This window comes from Segatella cerevisiae, assembly GCF_024054555.1.
GTDB lineage: Bacteria > Bacteroidota > Bacteroidia > Bacteroidales > Bacteroidaceae > Prevotella > Prevotella cerevisiae.
Map to the genome: position 1 here is coordinate 1 of NZ_JAMXLY010000030.1, position 18,180 is coordinate 18,180.

10 protein-coding genes are annotated in these 18,180 nt (G+C 44.4%); 8 read left to right on the forward strand and 2 right to left on the reverse strand.

The annotated features are described in order from the left end of the window. Nucleotides 1-170: 170 nt before the first annotated feature. Nucleotides 171-374 carry a hypothetical protein gene (locus tag NG821_RS08265; RefSeq protein ID WP_252761187.1) on the reverse strand — a complete coding sequence of 68 codons (204 nt, stop codon included), beginning with the start codon at nucleotides 372-374 and terminating at the stop codon, nucleotides 171-173. 675 nt (nucleotides 375-1,049) lie between these two features. Between NG821_RS08265 and NG821_RS08270 the strand changes: the two genes are divergently transcribed. The 3 genes from NG821_RS08270 to NG821_RS08280 all read left to right on the forward strand — a co-directional run bounded on the left by NG821_RS08270 (nucleotide 1,050) and on the right by NG821_RS08280 (nucleotide 3,979). Then, nucleotides 1,050-2,138 carry a glycoside hydrolase family 10 protein gene (locus NG821_RS08270; RefSeq protein ID WP_252761188.1) on the forward strand — a complete coding sequence of 363 codons (1,089 nt, stop codon included), beginning with the start codon at nucleotides 1,050-1,052 and terminating at the stop codon, nucleotides 2,136-2,138. Nucleotides 2,139-2,269: 131 nt separating this feature from the next. Continuing rightward, on the forward strand, nucleotides 2,270-3,376 hold the full coding sequence (locus tag NG821_RS08275; RefSeq protein ID WP_252761189.1) for a carbohydrate-binding family 9-like protein: 1,107 nt from the start codon (nucleotides 2,270-2,272) through the stop codon (nucleotides 3,374-3,376). Nucleotides 3,377-3,826: 450 nt separating this feature from the next. Further along, nucleotides 3,827-3,979 (forward strand): hypothetical protein, encoded by a 153-nt coding sequence (locus NG821_RS08280; protein ID WP_252761190.1) that lies wholly within the window; start codon nucleotides 3,827-3,829, stop codon nucleotides 3,977-3,979. A gap of 216 nt (nucleotides 3,980-4,195) precedes the next feature. Here NG821_RS08280 and NG821_RS08285 read toward each other — a convergent pair whose 3' ends face one another. Then, nucleotides 4,196-8,503, reverse strand: coding sequence for a hybrid sensor histidine kinase/response regulator transcription factor (locus tag NG821_RS08285; protein WP_252761191.1), 4,308 nt, complete (start codon nucleotides 8,501-8,503; stop codon nucleotides 4,196-4,198). Nucleotides 8,504-9,134: 631 nt separating this feature from the next. Here NG821_RS08285 and NG821_RS08290 point away from each other — a divergent pair. The 5 genes from NG821_RS08290 to NG821_RS08310 are packed head-to-tail and all read left to right on the forward strand — an operon-like array spanning nucleotide 9,135 to nucleotide 17,941. After that, on the forward strand, nucleotides 9,135-11,873 hold the full coding sequence (locus NG821_RS08290) for a TonB-dependent receptor plug domain-containing protein (RefSeq protein ID WP_394802074.1): 2,739 nt from the start codon (nucleotides 9,135-9,137) through the stop codon (nucleotides 11,871-11,873). Between the two features lie 11 nt (nucleotides 11,874-11,884). After that, nucleotides 11,885-12,277 (forward strand): hypothetical protein, encoded by a 393-nt coding sequence (locus NG821_RS08295; protein ID WP_252761192.1) that lies wholly within the window; start codon nucleotides 11,885-11,887, stop codon nucleotides 12,275-12,277. Between the two features lies 1 nt (nucleotide 12,278). Next, the gene (locus tag NG821_RS08300) at nucleotides 12,279-13,790 is read left to right on the forward strand and encodes a DUF6850 family outer membrane beta-barrel protein (RefSeq protein WP_252761193.1); all 1,512 of its coding nucleotides are present in this window, start codon (nucleotides 12,279-12,281) and stop codon (nucleotides 13,788-13,790) included. Between the two features lie 57 nt (nucleotides 13,791-13,847). Continuing rightward, entirely contained in the window at nucleotides 13,848-15,101 is a 1,254-nt protein-coding gene (locus NG821_RS08305) for a DUF4876 domain-containing protein (protein WP_252761194.1), read from the forward strand. After that, the gene (locus NG821_RS08310; RefSeq protein ID WP_394802075.1) at nucleotides 15,098-17,941 is read left to right on the forward strand and encodes a M16 family metallopeptidase; all 2,844 of its coding nucleotides are present in this window, start codon (nucleotides 15,098-15,100) and stop codon (nucleotides 17,939-17,941) included. Before NG821_RS08305 ends, NG821_RS08310 begins: the two co-directional genes overlap by 4 nt. Nucleotides 17,942-18,180 lie beyond the last annotated feature (239 nt).

Below are 18,180 nucleotides of genomic sequence, written 5' to 3' on the forward strand. Positions count from 1 at the left end.
ATGAGTTTGAGCGTTTTGTCTGTTTATTTTATCAATACAAATATACAAAATTTCCCTGTAACAAGGGCACTCAAACTCACTTTTATTTGTTAAATAAATCAATTCTTTTTACTTCCGAAACTTGAGTCAATTATAGGAATAAACGACCTATCGGGAGAGTTAAATACGCTCTAGATTAATTCCGCCAACGGGTTATTATTGATCAAATTGAAGAGATCGACCAAATTGAAAGTCCGGTAGAGACTGTCCGGCGGAATGAGGGTATAGATATCACTCTCCAGCAAATATCTGCCGGAAAACTTCAAACTCCCTATAGTTAGAAAGATTAGAATGGAGACAATAAGAACAACTGCGAATATACGCTTCTTATTCATTGGAACTATAAATAATACCTAAAAACGAACTAATAACCTTAACTGTATTTATTGGTAAATACTAATTGCTTGCAAAAGTAATATTTATAAGCAGTATATACAAATATTTTTGAATAATTTATACTCATTTCCTAATTTATATTATTATATTAACAACTTGATACATAATGGTTTTATGTTGTATATCTAACATATAATTGCAGTTAATAGTAATAAATATAGAGTATAACAGTATTTATTGCTTAGTAAACATAATTATTTACAAAAGTAAATTATTTAAATAATATCTTCTACTTATTTTTTTATTTTATGATATAACAGAAGTTATCTCTTGTTAATAATTTAACACAAAAGGTTCTCTAATGGATGGTCTCAAGTAAATTTATTTCAGATGACTTGAAACTGAATATAAGAAAGAACTTTGATATTGGAATAAGGGATGGCATCTATGAAAAACTTGAATTGTATTGAAGAATATTTAAAGGGATTTTTTTGCAGTAACCGATTTTTTTATTGAACTTTGCAACAGTTATTTATTGACTTAAACGGAAGTTTATAGAAAAGAAATAGTGCACGTAGTCAATTTATATTAGATTTAATTGAATTTCTGAATTCTTTTATTCTTGTTTTCTGTCATTGACACTAGAGACTTGAATCAGGTAAATATCAATCTGTATGAGAAAAGTATTGTTGGTTGTTGTTTTTGCCTTTATGGTCATTGTCCTGCAGGCCAAGACCAGGATTCCCCTATATGTTTGGGAGGGAATGCCTAAGAACGCCACCGCTCAGTCTTTAAAGGCTGATTTTGAAAAGTGGAAGGAACATGGTGTAGTGGGAGTGTGTATCAATGTCGGTTTCGATGTCGATAAGGCACGTATGGCTGCAAAAGCAGCTCATGAAGAGGGATTGGTTTTCCATGCATGGATCCCGACCATGCTGCAACAAGGATTGGATAGTACATGGTATACCGTCAATCGATTGGGACAGTCTGCCTATGATCATCCTGCCTATGTACCTTATTACAAAACTTTGGATCCCAGAAATCCGAATGTCCAGAAATATCTGATCAAGAAGTTTTGTGAAATCGCTGCCATTCCGAATGTCGATTATGTTCAGTTGGACTATATCCGCTATGCTGATGTCATCCTTGCCAAGGCGCTTTGGCCGAAATACGGATTGATAGAGAATGGGGAATGGCCTGCTGCCGATTACTGCTATTGCGATAGTTGTGTGGCAGCTTACAAAAGGCTTACAGGTATAGATATCAGAAAGGTCTCGGATCCGTCTAAGATCAAGTCCTGGGCGCAGTTTCGTTGTGATGCCATCACCCATTTGGTCAATCTGATCGCAGACAGTGTGCATGCTATGGGCAAGAAGGTGAGCGTGGATGTCTTTCCTGGTCCTTATAGTAGGGCAGTATGGATGGTGAGACAGGAATGGAACAAATGGAATGTCGATGCTTGTTTCCCGATGAACTATAACGACTTTTATCTTGAACCGCCTTCATGGGTCGTTAAGGTGACTCGAGAAGAGGTCAAGTCGATGAAGGGCAGGGCGCCTGTATACAGCGGTCTGTTCATTTGCAAGGACTGGCAAGACAAGTCTTCAGGGAAAGATCCGGAAACGCTGGGACTCAGTCCTGATGAATTGGCTGATGTTGTCAAAAAAATCAAGAAAACGGGGGCTGGTGGTATCTGTTTGTTTACACCCGGTAGTATGACTGATGCCCACTGGGCTGTTTTGGATCAACTCATAAAGAGATAAGCACAGGTCCATTGGCATCGAGTCAAAGCTACTTTGAATGGGGGAAATTAAAATCCCAACTTCTGCATCTTACCAAGACAACTATCGGCAGAGGAGTTTAAATCAAAAATAAAGTGTTTGGAAAGTTGATATTGAAACATCTGTTTGTATCAGGCCTGACCTTGATGGTCTGTTTACCGGGATTCATCAAAGCTCAGGAAGAGAAAAGTGAATATGCGCCATTGTTGACGCCCCCTCGGGGATATGTTTGCTATCGGACAACTCAGCCTGTGAAGATTGACGGTGTATTAGATGAGAAGTCTTGGCAGTATGCACAGTGGACAGAAAACTTTTGTGATATTTCAGGTGCAGGTTTCCCTACACCTTATTATAACACTCGGGCAAAGTTGTTGTGGGATTCGGATAATCTCTATATTGCTGCAGAAATGGAGGAAGAGAATATTTGGGCTTTTCAGAAGCAACACGACGATATTGTCTGGCATGACCCTGACTTTGAAGTGTTCATTGATCCCAAAGGGGACGGACACAACTATTTCGAAATAGAGGTCAATGCTTTGGGGACTGTTTTTGATCTTAGCCTGGAAGCTCCATATCGTTCCAAAATCCGTCCCTTTGTCCAATTTCAGTATAATGCCCCCGGGCTGGAGGTGGGTATACAACGTGCCGGCACCTTGAATCATCCCCAAGATAAGGACAAGGAGTGGATCGTCGAGATGAAAATTCCTCGGCAAGCTTTGGCTTCAGAATTTGATGACTATCTTAAGAAAGGTGCTTATCTTCGCCTTGATTTTTCCAGGGTGGAATGGCAGGTGTCTATGGGGAAAAACGATGAGATCGTGAAGAAAACGGACAGTACAGGTAAACAACTGCCGGAAGAAAACTGGGTATGGTCTCCTACCGGGCGCATCGATATGCACATGCCGGAAAGGTGGGGATATGTCTATCTTTCTGATCAGATTTCGGGCAGCGGGACGGAGACTTTCGCTTATCCTAAAGACGAGAGTGCCAGGCGATTCCTGTGGAGATTGTTTTATGGGCAGGAAACACATTACCGGAAAACTCACACTTATCTCAAGCATTTGGAAGATTTTCATCTGACCAAGGCGGAAATGGGTCTTCTGCCTGAAAAGAGTCGGGTAGACATCGAAACAACATCACATGCCTACGAAATCAATTTGAGTATGCCTGATGGCAGGTTGCTTGCCATTGACGATACGGGGAGGTGTTTCTACAGATAATTCCTTTTCGGATTTTTTGACGGAATTAAATGACTAAAAGGGTTATGCTTGAAGATTTTTATATGTTGTTGACATTTAAAATTTGGTAGTGGCGGAACCTCAAAGTACTGTTTAAGAACAAGCCGAAAACAAATCCGTTCCCTCCCGTTCCCTCCTCGTTCCCTGTACGTTCCCTCCTCGTTCCCTTTTTGGACTTTTGGTGGACAAACCGGTTATGTTAATCTGTTGAAGCGGTTTATTAGGGTGTAAGGACGTACGTTATTAGGGTCTCATGTCGTACGTATTGACAGTGTCAGGACGTACGTGAACAGAACCTCATAAAGTGCATCAACAGGATCCCTAAAAACTCATCAACGGCAGCTCATGATACGGATGAACAGAACGTCTAATCGTGCAGCAATAAAATGTATGGATAAGTGTCAATGAAATACATGGATAAGTGTCAACACGATGAATGGATGTCCATCTTCAGTTGTGAAGATGGGCAACGACAGGAACGAAAAATACCAGGTCCTATCAGACGAAAGTAAAATCATGTTCAACAACAGTGGTGGAGCTCACCAAATTTTTCCTGATACCACAACCCCTGCAGAACTCCTGTGACGATAAGTCCATGGAAAGTACCGGCAAGATGGAGATGAGGAAAAAATCTCTGTGCCGTCCTAGTTACATAAATTCTGCCCTCTATATAATAAGGTGAAAAATGGTCCTAGTATATGGATTGACTTAGGTACAGCGCGCACAACTATTAGTCCTAAAATCGGACAAGATGAGTCCTTTCCTGATGAGGCGGGTCTTCGTTTTCCAGAGGCCTGAATTTTAGAGTGCGGCTGTTTCTCCAGCTTTGGGATGACTTTGTCTTTTGCCGTATCGGCTGGGACTGATTCCAAAATGTTCCTTGAAGCATCTGTTGAAATATTGAGGACTGCTGAAGCCGGTCTTATAACTGACTTCCGAGATGGAGAGCCCTTCGCTTTGAAGCATTCGGGCCGCCTTTTCCAGACGTTTCTGGATAAGATAACGCTTGGGGGGCATCCCCAAGAGTTCCTTTGCTTTACCATAGAAGGTTGTTCGCCCGATACACATCAGGGCCGCCAGTTGGTCTACATTAAAATTGGGATCATTCAGATGCTGATCGATACAGGAGTTCATCCTAGAGAGGAAAAGTTGGTCTGCACTACTGGTAATCAGGACGTCTGTTGTACCGGTGGAAGTTGGGGCTATAGACTGTGGCTTTTGCTGCTGATTGGATAAAACGCTCGCCTTTTCCTTATGCCATTTGATCAGTTGGCAGATTCGGAGGATCAGCAATTTGTAGTTGCAGGGCTTGACCATATAGTCGTCGGCACCAGCCTGATAACCTTTGATCTGGTGCTCCTCATCATCCAGAGAGGTCAGCATGATTACAGGAATATCCTTGGTGTCAGGCTGTTGCCGGAGTTGCCTGACAATGCTGTAACCGTCTCTGTCCGGCAATATGACATCGCAGAGCAGTAATTCAGGGTGTGTCTTCAGGGCACCTTCATATCCTGTGTTGCCACTCATATATCCTGATACAGTAAAATACTTGCCAACGATTTCCTTGAGTTGCTCCATCATGTCCGGATCATCTTCAATGATGACGACAGTCTGATGGTTGAAAGCCTTTGGCTGGATCTCCCGGATCAGAGACGTTGTCGGATCAGTGTGATCTGAACTTTTTCCTTGCTTTTGATGGATAGCTGTTGCCGTGTTGAAATCCGAGGCCTTGTAACTTTCTGTAGTTGTAGGGAGGGTAATTGTGAAGACATTCCGGTCAGCTTTTCTTTCATAAGTCAGGTCTCCATGGTGCAGGCATGCCATCTTGTGGGCATTATACAGTCCGATGCCCATACCTCCCTGTGAAACATAGCCATGCATGAAAGGCTGGAACAGGGTGCGCTGCTGCTCCGGTGTAATGCTGTCGCCGGTATTGGCTATTTCTATTATCATGTTCCGGAAATCATCTGAAAGTTTGATATGCAGGTTGACAAACCCCTTTTCCGGTGTATATTTTATAGCATTGCTCAACAGATTATAGACCATTGTCTCCAACATTTCATGATCGAAAAACAAGTCATGTGCCTTACTGAAAGGCGTGAAACTCAGATGGATCTCCTTTTGCTTGGCATAGCTCCAAAAGTCCTGATAAATTTTGCGGATGAACCCGATCACATCATCTTTTTCAATTTTCAAGTGTTGGTTGCCGGTGCTGATTCTCCTGAACTCCATCAGTTGGTTGACCAGTCTGAGGAGTCTGCCGGTCCCCCTCTTTGAAGCCTGCAACGCAGATTTGGAGACCTGATTGGTCTTGGGGTCAACGAGTTGTGCCACTGCGTTTTGGATGATGGCGATTGGGGTGCGGAACTCATGGGCAATATGAGTGAAGAAATTGATCCTGAACTCGGAGATCTGTCTGTCCACGGCGAGTTGCTGATGGAAGCGGACACGTTCTTTCACATTATTGAAGATATAGCCTGTAACCATGGCAATGAGGATGAGATAGATCCCCCAAGCCCAGATACTACTGTACCAGGGATGGCGGATCGTGATCTTCAAGGTGATCTCCTGACTTTTATTGCCGTTTGTCCCTATCGATCTGAGATGAAAGGTATAGGTCCCCGGATCGAGATGGCTATAGCTTGTGTGGTTCTTGTTCGTATAGCGTTGCCATGACTTCTGCAGAGGTTCCATATAAAACTGATACCCGGTAGTGCCGGACTCGGCATAGTTGAAATCAGAGAAGTGGATGGCCAGTGAGTTCTGTCGATGGGAGAGGGAAAGGGGTTCTTGCTGACTGAGGGCTGCTCTGAGTTGGAAGGACTCTGGTGTATTACTGTCATCGGCAAATATTGACATGCCATTGATGATCAGGTCAGTGATGCGGACGGGGAATGGCACTGAGGAGTGCTGCCTTTTGCTTTCGGGTTTGATGACTGCCAGTCCATGACTCGTGCCGAACAAGAGTGTGCCGGTGGAAAGGAGCACAGCACTGTTGTCAGAGAAAATGTTCCCCCGGAAATCCTGACTCAATTGATAGGTCCTCACCCTTTCTGAATTTTCTTCGTTCGCTTTCAGATGTGAGAGTCCGCTCTCTGTTCCTATCCATATACCGCCTTTCAGATCTGAGGCGATGGAGTGGATGTAATTGTTGGATAGCCCCTGCAGCGTGCCGAACTGTCTGTAGGAGAGTTTTTGACCTGTCAGCCTGCAGTGGATGACACCGGTGCCTCCGGTCCCTATCCAGATCGAGCCGTCCGGAGAAGTACAGATACAACTGACATCATTGGCGGGGAGTTGGTGATTCGTCAAGCTGAAATGCAGGAAGCTCTTGTCCGAGAGTTCTTTCTGCCGGGTGTCAAGACAGAACAAACCGTCGAAGGTGCCGACCCATAGGCGTCCTTGGAGGTCACATTTCAGGTCTTGAATCCGGCTCTCGTTGATGTCCCGGTTCAAAAACTGGCGGAATTTCAACGGTTTACCTTTCTTGTAATTCATCAATAATAGTCCGCTGCCACCTGTCGCAACCCAGATACGTCCTTGGGAGTCAGAGATGATGTCTGAGATGTCATCGGAAGGAATAGGGTTGGTCTTTTCTTCCCGCGTGTATTGAGTGCCGTTTATAAAAAGCCCGCCTCCCTTTGTACCAATCCAGATGTTTCCGTTCCGGTCTTTGCAATAGGCATATATCGGGCGTGGAAAATTCTCCCTGCCTGTCACCTGATTGGAGCGCAGGTCATAGTGGTAAAGGGTGTTGTCGCGTGTGGAAAAGACAATGTTCTGCCGGCTTTCGCTCGCCACAGCCTGGATCATATTGCTCTGACCGAAAAGATAGTAAGCGGTAGGGTAGATGTATCGGAAGTCCAGACTCACAGGAGAGGACAGGCGGACAATACCTGCATTGTCCGCAGCAATCCAAATGGCTCCGCTGCGGTCTGCGATGACGCGTGATAGGAAATCGGAGGGGATGATGGCATCATCATCTTCGGCGAGATAATGTTTGAGTTGCTTTTTCTTGGGATTCCAGGTATACAGTCCGTTGCTGGTCGCTATATAGATCAGGCCGTCCTGTCCGATGCAAACTCTATAATAGCGTTTCGAACTGGAGTATATGGAGAACCGGGGCTTGATGTCCAGTTTGGTCAGTTGACCGTCCGGCATGAATATCCATAGGTTTCCGAGTTTATCTGATACGAATTGGCAACCTTTGTCCTGATCCATCGTCGTGCCTTCAGGTATCTGACATTCGGAAGGTTTGGTGAAAACCCGCTTTCGGATGTCGAAGGCATAAGTGATCCTGGGTGTAAAGATCAGCCATCTGCCTTTCCATATCAGCGTATTCGTCACTTTGTTGACAGTGCCGATGACGGAGGGCAGATGAGTTCTGGACAGTAACCGGTTGCTGTGGCCGTAGATGAGTACGTCATTGTCCTTGGTCAGAAGAAGCACCAGATGTTTGTAGACCTGCACGTCAAGAATCCAGTCTCGGGTGTTCAGGATGTGCACCTTATTATATTTGTCTACAACAGTAAAACCGTGGGTCGTACAGAGCCACACATTGGAATCGGCGTCCTCAATGATTTTACTGACGTGATTGCTGGGGAGTTTCCGGTTCTCTTTTGTATAGTCGAAGACGGAGAGGCTTGTGCCGTTGTACCTGACCTGCCGTGCACGGGTCTTGGAATCATAGAACCACATTCCCTGTGTAGAGAGAAAACGCTTTTCCAAAGGGATGGATCTGACAGGTCTGTCGTAGGTGACAAAGCGCGATTTCCTCAGGTCATAGCACCCGTTGTCATAACTGCCTGAAGAAATCCACAACAACTGATTGGGATGGTCAATGTAGAGTAGTCCGATGATAGAGGCTGTCTTCTGTCCGTGTAGATTCGTGAAAGTATTGAAATTCAGGAAAGAATAGCCGTCGAAACGTGAAAGGCCGCAAGTCGTTCCGATCCAGATATAGCCCTGATCGTCCTGGACCATATCCATAATGGTATTTCCCACCAAGCCATTCATAGAGGTATACGTTTTGGAATTAATGGCAGCGTCTATATTCAGGCTGATGAATATTAAGGTTAGTAAAACCGCAATAAAACGGATTTTTTTCATTGGTCGTGATTAGTTTGGTCTTCTCTTTGCAAAAATAGGAAAATAATCTAAAAAAAACGTGAGGCAGGCAATTTCTTTTCAGAATACTTCAAATGATGGTCAAGGCTCTTCCCTTTATAAGTGGCAGTCTTCTCAAGGATAAACGAGTCTTATGAAAAAGGAGTGTGATAGTACTTGTCTGTCCGAAATGCTGGGTTTGTCCTCATCTGATTACGGATAATAAGGGCGCTGGCATTAATTAAAGATGAAAACTGTATTCGTGAGATAAGTAAAATCACTTGCGTTATATGTGGACAGTTGGGTAAATGAGAAACCAGTATTAACCGTACATTACTAATTTATTTTCATATATGATTAGAAAATAATTATTTCATTTATGATATAGGGGATGATTTTTCATCCAATTTATGTTAAATAGATGACCAAAAACATTCGATTTACTTCCTTTTTGGGTGACTTGATAGCCTTTATTCAGAGGATATGACGGAATGTGTTATTTTTAGTATATAAATACGTTCAGATTGTGTATGTAATTCATTGAAGTATAGTTATTATCTATAATTTACCTATAAAATAATTAATTTTAGGTATTGTGGACGGATATATTTATCCTTAACTTTGCCGAAAAATAATGATTCGGAAAGTTATAGTATTAATCACTGTATTAGTGAATACCTTTTTGGCGATGGATGCCCAGGGAATACTTAGATGTAGGGTCATAGATGCCAAAACGGGTGAACCACTGGCAGGGTCTGTCATTCGGACTTCGGACAAGAACAGTACTTCGGCTGTGGTCACTGACGCAGACGGCTATTTCAGTTTGAAGGTCAATGAGGGTACTCCTATTAGAATTACATATATAGGATATACCGACTTGCATGATAAATTCCAATATGGGCGGGTCTATAAGATGACTCAGGCAGCCGGAAATCTTCAAGACGTTGTCGTGACAGCGTCTGAATCAACCGGTCTCACCAGTTCTTCGAAAATAGGCCAGCATGCCATGCAGCATCTTCAGCCTTCCAGTTTTTCTGATTTGCTGGAATTGCTGCCTGGTGGAATGGCACAGGACCCTGTCCTGAATACGCCCAATACCATCGACCTGAGGGATATTCCGTTAGCGGGCAGCCAGTATAACACCTCTTCCCTTGGAACTTCTTTCGTGATTGACGGTGCTCCGATCAGCACGAACGCCAATATGCAGTACCTTGATGGCGCAAGCGACACTCAGGCGACATCTAGAGACTTCACGAATGCTGGTGTGGACATGAGGTCAATTTCCACTGATGATATTCAGAATGTTGAAATCGTCAGGGGCATCCCGTCAGTTGAATACGGTGATTTGACCAGCGGTTTGGTGAAAATAACCCGTAAAAAAGGCGGAAATGATATCTCTGCCAGGTTTAAGGCAGATATGGACAGTAAACTCTTCTATTTAGCTAAGGGATTTGAATGGAAGCCTCAGAAGTTATCCCTGAATCTGAGTGCAGATTATCTGGACAGTAAGGCTGATCCGAGGAACATCCTCGAGACTTACAATAGGGTGACGCTCTCTGCAAGGCTGAATAAGTTGTGGATCCGCAATAAACTTGATTATGCGCTTAATGTCAATCTGGATTATGGCGGTTCTTTCGACGGAGATAAGGTAGATCCTGAACTGAACTATGGTGGAGTGGATAAATACAAGTCAGGATACAATCGCTACGCCCTCAGTGGTTCTCTCGACATCATCAATCATGATAGAGCATCCTGGTTTAAGGCTGCTTCAGCATTGGTATCCGCTTCTTACGAAAAGGATATCATTACCAGGACACGACTCGTTCAACTGGATCGTGATACGCCGGCTGCCACGTCAACGAAAGACGGTGAAGGGGATGCAGTCTTGATCCAGCCCTATACTTATACCGCCACTCAGAAAGTAGACGGCAGACCTTTCAGTGGGTTCGTAAAGATGAATGCAACCTTTGGAATCCCTTCCAGGACAGTGTCCAACAGTTTGAAGGTCGGTGCAGACTGGCTGATAGACAAGAACTACGGAAAGGGACAGATATTCGATACCCTCAATCCTCTTTACCCGGGCATTTCCGAAAGACCAAGGAAATATTCGGTCGTCCCTGCGTCCCATAACCTTTCTGAATATCTCGAAGAGGATGCCTCCATGAATATCGGGAAAAATAAATTTGAAATCAGTGCAGGTGTCAGAAATACGACCATGCTCAACCTGCCGGGTAACTATCTCCTGCATGGCAAGTTCTATCTTGATCCGCGTATAAATGCAGGTTGGACATTCCCGTCTTTCAGGATAGGCAGCAAGGCGATGACGATACAGTTGAGCGGTGGATACGGACAGCAGACCAAAACGCCTACAATGGATCAACTCTACCCTGAACCGGTATACATGGATTTGATCGAACTCAATTATTACCATCCCAAGAAGGAATATAGGAGAATCTACCTCCAGACTTATGTCATCGATCCTACGAATAAGGATCTGGAAGCTGCACGGAATACGAAATGGGAATTGAGAGGAGACTTCCATTATGCCGGCAACAGACTGACAGTGACCTATTTCAGGGAGGATATGAAGTCTGGTTTCAGGACAACGGAAACGTACAAGCCTTATACCTATAAAACTTTTGATACTTCCGGAATTGACGCCAAGACATTAACGGCTCCGCCTGATGTCAATACGTTGCCTTATACTGAGAATGAAGAACTCCGGGGATATGGTATAACGACAAACGGGAGCAGAACATTGAAACGTGGTGTGGAATATACCTTTTCTACTGCCCGAGTGCCTGTCATCAATACCCGACTGACGGTCAGTGGGGCATGGTTCAAGACAGAATACAGAAATTCCCAACCGGTGATGGAGAAACCGACCGTCGTCGTAGGGGGAAAAACTTATAAGTATGTCGGCATCTATAGTGATGATGACGGTTATATCCGCGAGATGTCCAATACCAATTTCACATTTGATACGGATATTCCCAAACTCAAATTGGGCTTCTCTGTTTCAGCACAGTGCTTGTGGATGACAGGATCCCAAAGTATGGAAAAAGAAAATGTCCCTATCAGTTATATGGATGAAAAAGGCGTTACCCATGAGTTTACAGCCGCAGACAAGACTGACAGTTATCTCCAGTATCTGGTCCGTACTTACAATGCGTCCATGTTTGCCTGGCAGACGATCCCGTTCAGCATGAACGTCAACCTGAAGGCAACCAAAGCCCTCTTCGGAGACAAACTCCTCATTGCGCTGTTTGTCAATAAACTCTGGGATTCTCACTCTGATTATGACCGGAATAATTTTACGATAAGACGGCATGTCACTCCTTATTTCGGATTGGAGATGAACGTTAAAATTTAAAGGAAGTGAAAATGAAAACATATATAAAACTCGGACTTTTCGTCATTGCTGTCTTGTTGATGGCTACGAGTTGCCATAGTGACAATGATGACTATGAGACGACCGCTGTCGTCAACATGACCTTTCCTGACAGTCTCGGCATCAAACCGCTGAAGGTACAGGGGACTGTCACCATGCAGAACTTGAATACGAAACAGACCTATTCTTCTTCAGCTTTTGACGGATCGGCACTCTCTATGTCTGTCATGAGAGGAGCTTATTCCATAAGTGTCGAAGGTACGGTACAATATGTTCGTACCGACAGTCCGAATGACGTGGAAACGGCAGACTTCAGGGCCAGTTCGGACTACAGTAAGATCCTGGATCATCCGACCAATGTCGATCTGGAAATAATATTCATGTGATATGAATAAGAAATTTATTTTATTACTCTTGCTTTCTGCCGTGTTGACGACAGTAAAAGCCTCTGACTTGGATACCGTTTCTTATGCCGAGCACCATTCTCTGTGGAAAATGGTCTTGACGGAGAACCTCCAGAATCCCGCCTTCATGCAGGATGCTTATCGTACCAGCCTTTCTGAGTTTTCCATATATATGGACTATGACCATCAGGACAAGGCGCTCATTCATCAGGATGGAAGCGGGTATCTTTTGGGCGGCATCACTGCCGGAACTTATCTGAAGATGAATGACCGGACGACAGTATGGGGATCAGCCTCCTACCGTACGGGAACAAAGCGGCATATCTGGTATAATTCCACTTCTGACTATGATCTCCTCTATCCCTATGTCATGGGTGATACATTGGGCGGAAACCTGAAAAATGAACAGTATACTTTTTCCGGAGGCTGCGCTACCAGTTTTGGAAACTTTACCATCGGCGAGACTCTGGACTTCAGGGCCGAACACGAATACCGTGCTGAAGACCCGAGGCCGAGGGGAATCGTCACTGATGTGAATATGGCTGTAGGTCTAGGCTACAGATTCCTGAATTATGATATAGGAGCAGGCGTCGGGGGAATCTTTTATAAACAGACCACCAGCGTGGAGTTCCTCAAAGAATCCGGCGTGATCCCTGAATATCATTTTACCGGACTGGGTACTGACTATGCCAGATTTGCCGGGACCAATACTTCTACTTATTATAAAGGTACGGGAATCAGGACCAATATCAGTTTGAGACCTGTTGGGGGCAGCGGTGCTTCCTTGTACGCTGCCTATGACTATACACCTTACAAGAAGATATTGTCGGACATCAATTCTTTTCCTCTTTCTACCTTGTACTTGGAAAACTATCAAGTGGAAGGTGGTTGGAAGCAACAGGAAAACGGTTTCAACTGGGCCGCCCTCGGCGGACTGAATTATCAGAAGAGGATAGGTGACGAGCATATCTCGGGAAACTCTTCTTCTTCAGAATATGATGTCATCGCGACCATGACCATGTACCATAGTCATGTCGCAGACTACTATGCTGGCGCTGCTGTAAACTGGGGAAACAGGAACAACTGGTCACTGTCGGGTAAGACTGGATATATGGACGGTGCTTTCGAATATGTTCTGCCCTTACGTAAGATGTCGTATTCCAAGTGGTTCAGTCAACTTGATGCGCAGTTGATCAGTGCCTTGAGCAGTCATGTCATACTCAATCTCCGACTGGGTGCTTCGCTCTACCATAATCTGGACAACAATATCACGATGCCCTATGTCAATATGGACAAGAATATCACGAAACTGATCAATGATACTTATGAGAATCTGACAGCCAATTATTTCAAGATCAATTCTTCGGTGCGTATAGACGTTCACCCGGCCTCTTGGAAGAATATGGGGTTCTTTGCCTCTGCTGACGGCTTCGTCACCAATACCAGTCACAATGACGAATATAGAATGAAATTATCTATGGGAGTAACATTTTAAATAAATTGAACACAAGATGAATTAAATTACAAGATTAGAAAACAACACACTATGAACATGAACAGAAAATTATTTGGATTTTTAATGATCGTAACGGCTCTCGGCGGTTTTTTCGCGTCCTGCTCGGACAGCGATGACGCGGCGGACTCTTCTACAGCCCGTCAGTTCAAACTCGCCCTGACTTTGGAGCCGCCTACGGATATGCAGGACTCTGCATCGGTGGATGCCAATGCGGAATTGGTGAACGTACAGACAGGAAAAACCTATACAACGTCTGATTTCAAGAAAAGCGGAGAAGTCTTTACCGATACCTTGGATATTCCGGAAGGTACGTACAATGTCTCTATTGACGGGAATATCTCTTATAAAATAGACGGTACAACTGTAAAGACACCAGTGAAGGAATCAGAGACAAACGTCCGTCTTTCACCTGCATCTGAATCAGAGATAGTCGTCAAGAGGATCGCTTTGAATTCATTTGCCAAACAGAATGGTTTTGTCATATCAGAACTCTTCTATACCGGTACATTGACGCCGGAAGGGAAACAGTATTCGAGTGACCAGTACGTCAAGATCGTCAACAACAGTGACTCCACTCTTTATGCTGACGGGTTGGCATTTGTGGAATCGTCTTTCCTTTCAACGCAAAGTCAACAGTACACCCCTGATATCAAAAACCAGGCAATGACCATTGACGCGATTTACGTGATACCGGGGAAAGGGAAGGAACATCCGGTAAAACCTGGTCAGGAACTGCTGCTCGCTTTGAATGCCAAGGATCACAAGGAACTTAATTCCAATTCTATAGATTTGAGCAAGGCGGACTTTGAGTTTTATGATGATTCCACTAACCCCAAGTTCTCAGACGACAATAACCCCGATGTTATCGATCTGGATAAATGGTATTGTTATACCCTTACGATCTTCACGCTCCACAATCGGGGCTTCAAAACTTATGCGCTTGCCAGACCTCAGGTGGACATGAATACGTTCTTGAAGGATTACTATTATGAGTTTTCGTATACGGGAACTTCAAACGGCAATACCTATAATGTCACACAACATGGTTATAAACTCCCGAATTCATGGGTGGTCGATGCTGTCAATCTGAGTGTCGAGGACTCATACGATTGGGATCCCGTTTCAAGTACGCTGGATAAGGGCTGGACTTATTGTGGCAAAGTCGATAATGACAACAGCCGCTATGGGAAAGCTGTCATCCGGAAACAAGCGAACGGAAAATATGTAGATACAAATAATTCAACCGAGGATTTTATCCCCGATACAACACCTTCATTGTTTAAAAAATGAATAAGATAATGATGAGCCAACTGGATATGGGAAGATATGTCATCCTGCTTCTCGCAACGATCTTTTTTGCGACTGTCCATGCGCAGGACAAATTGCCTCAAGACCCGACCGTAAGAGTCGGAAAACTCTCTAATGGACTGACTTACTATATACGTCACAATGGTCAGACTCCCCACATCGCTGATTTCTATATTGCCCAGCGTGTAGGGTCTATCTTGGAAGAGCCGCGTCAGAGAGGACTGGCACATTTCCTTGAACACATGGCCTTCAACGGTACCAAGAATTTCCCGGGAGACAGTCTCAAACCGGGTATCGTCAAATGGTGCGAGAGCGTAGGCATCAAATTCGGGCAGAACCTGAATGCCTATACCAGTGTGGACCAGACGGTATACAATATTTCTTCTGCTCCTGTAGCGAGAGAAGGCATTATTGATTCCTGTCTGTTGATCCTCCACGACTGGAGTCATGACCTGACCTTGAGCGACAAGGAGATCGATAAGGAGCGTGGAGTCATCCACGAGGAATGGCGGACAAGACGCGCCGGTATGGCTGTCCAGAGACTGATGGAGGATGCAGCTCCCGTCATCTATAAAGGGACGAAATATGCTGATTGCCTGCCTATCGGAAGCATGGACATCGTAGACCATTTTCCTTATCAGGACCTTAGGGATTATTACCATAAATGGTATCGCCCTGACTTGCAGGCCATTATCGTGGTGGGTGATATCGATGTAGACCAGGTGGAACAGAAGATCAAAAAAACCTTCGGTTCTATTCCTGCTCCCGTCAACCCTGCCAAGAGAATCTATTATCCGGTGAACGACAATGATTCCATGATTGTGTTCAGCGCTGTAGACAAAGAACAGCCGACGGTCAACTTCTCGCTGTATATGAAACGCGATATTACACCGCTGGATCAGCGCAATACCGAGTCTTATTATGCCGACGGGTACAAGACTGACCTGATCAGAAACATTCTGAATGATAGGTTGGATGAGTTGTCCAAGTCTGCTGATCCTCCTTTTGTCTCTGCTTTTGCCAAAGACGGCTCTTTCTTCCTGGCCAGCACGAAAGATGCCTTTAACGGTTTTGCCCTCTGCAAACAGGATAGGGTGCTGGAAGGAATCTCTGCATTGACCGGAGAACTGGAACGGGTACGCCAACATGGATTCCTGCAATCTGAGGTTGATCGTGCCAAAGCGGAACAGTTGAAGTCCGTCCAGAATCAGTACATCGACAGAGACAAGAAATCCAATGGCTACTATGTCAGAGAGTGCCTGATGAATTTCCTGCAGAAAGAACCTGTCTTGACGGCTGATTTTGAACTGGCAGAGGTGAAGAAGTTGAACCATGACGTTACTGTCGAAGATCTGAACAAGATGGCACGTGAGTTGATCACTGATAAAAATCAGGTCGTCACTATTTACGGACCAGACAACAACCAGTTTAAGATGCCATCCAAGAAGGACATCGAAAGCACGATCCTCACGGCACAGTCCAAGAAATATGCGCCTTATGTTGAGAAAAAACTGTCAGGAAACTTGATAGAGAAATTCCCGAAAGCTGGGAAGATCGTATCTGAACAGAAAGATCAGTTCGGTTATACGAAATTCGTCTTGTCCAATGGGATGAAGGTCTTTGTCAAACCGACTAATTTCGAAGCTGATGAGGTGAATATGAATATGTTTGGCTTAGGCGGCAAATCGATGTTCCCGGATGCTGATGTCCCCAATCTCAGTTATTGCGCCGCAGCTATTCAGGAAGGCGGTATCGGATCGTTTGACGCGATCAGCCTCGATAAGATGCTGTCTGGTAAAACGATCAGTGTAGCACCGTTTATCGGTGAAGAAACGGAGGGTGTGAAAGGGAGTTGCAATACAAAGGATATGAAGACAATGTTTGAATTGACTTATCTGTATATGACTTCCCCCCGAAAGGACGAAAAGGCCTTCAACAGCCTGATCAACCGCCAGCGTGCTTTCCTCACTAACCGGAATGCCAATCCTAATGTCTCTTATCGCGATTCGATCATGGCGATCCTCTATGGGGATAACCCGAGAATGAAACCGATCGAGAGGGAGACACTCGACAGGGTCAACTATGACAGAATCCTGCAGATATACAAACAGTGCTTCTCTAATGCTGGTGATTTCAATGTGATATTGACCGGTAACATTGACCTGAATACTGTCAAACCGTTCCTGTGCCGCTACCTGGCCTCTTTGCCTTCTAATGGCAGACTTGATACGGTAGTCGATACGCATACCGCCATCCGGCAGGCGAATGAAACTCACATCTTTGTCAAGGCACAACAGACCCCGTCTGCAATTGCCAGTATCTTTATCACGGCAAAGATGCCTTACACGGCTGAGAATGACATGAAACTCGATATCCTGAGCCAGATCATGAGGATCGTCTATACGAATAAGGTGAGGGAAGAGAAGGGCGGAACCTATGGCGTCAGCGTCTCCGGAAGTATGCAGAAGTATCCTTATGAAGAAGCGTTGATGAAAATCGACTTCCGTACTGATCCTGATAAATACAAGTCTTTGATCCCTATCATTTACGACCAACTGAAGAAGGTCGCTGCTGACGGACCGGACATAGAGGACTTGAATAAGGTCAAAGAATACGAATATAAAACTTATGACCAGGCTAAGATCCTGAATAGTTATTGGGATTATGTGATGTATAACAAACTGTTCAATCGCATAGATGTGGACACAAATTATAAGGATGAGATAAAGGGTATCACGCCTGATTCGATTCGGCAATTTGCTGCAGAACTCTTGAAGCAGAACAACAGAATTGAAGTGACGATGCTTTCAAAACAACTATAGTTTTTCGCGGTTTTGCTTTGATAGACAAGAAGGGTAATCCTTCTTATTGTTTTCCATTTTTTAAATGCCTTCAACGCCTCTGTTGAAGAGGTGTTGAAGGCTCTCTTAAGGTAAAGGATGACTATCCTTTAGAATTTTATTCAAATTACCTTTTTTAATTAACTGAACCAACCTGATGAAGTGAAGAGAGGCAGCCCATGCGCATCCTTTCACTGGGGGCAGTTCATTCATGAAAATGG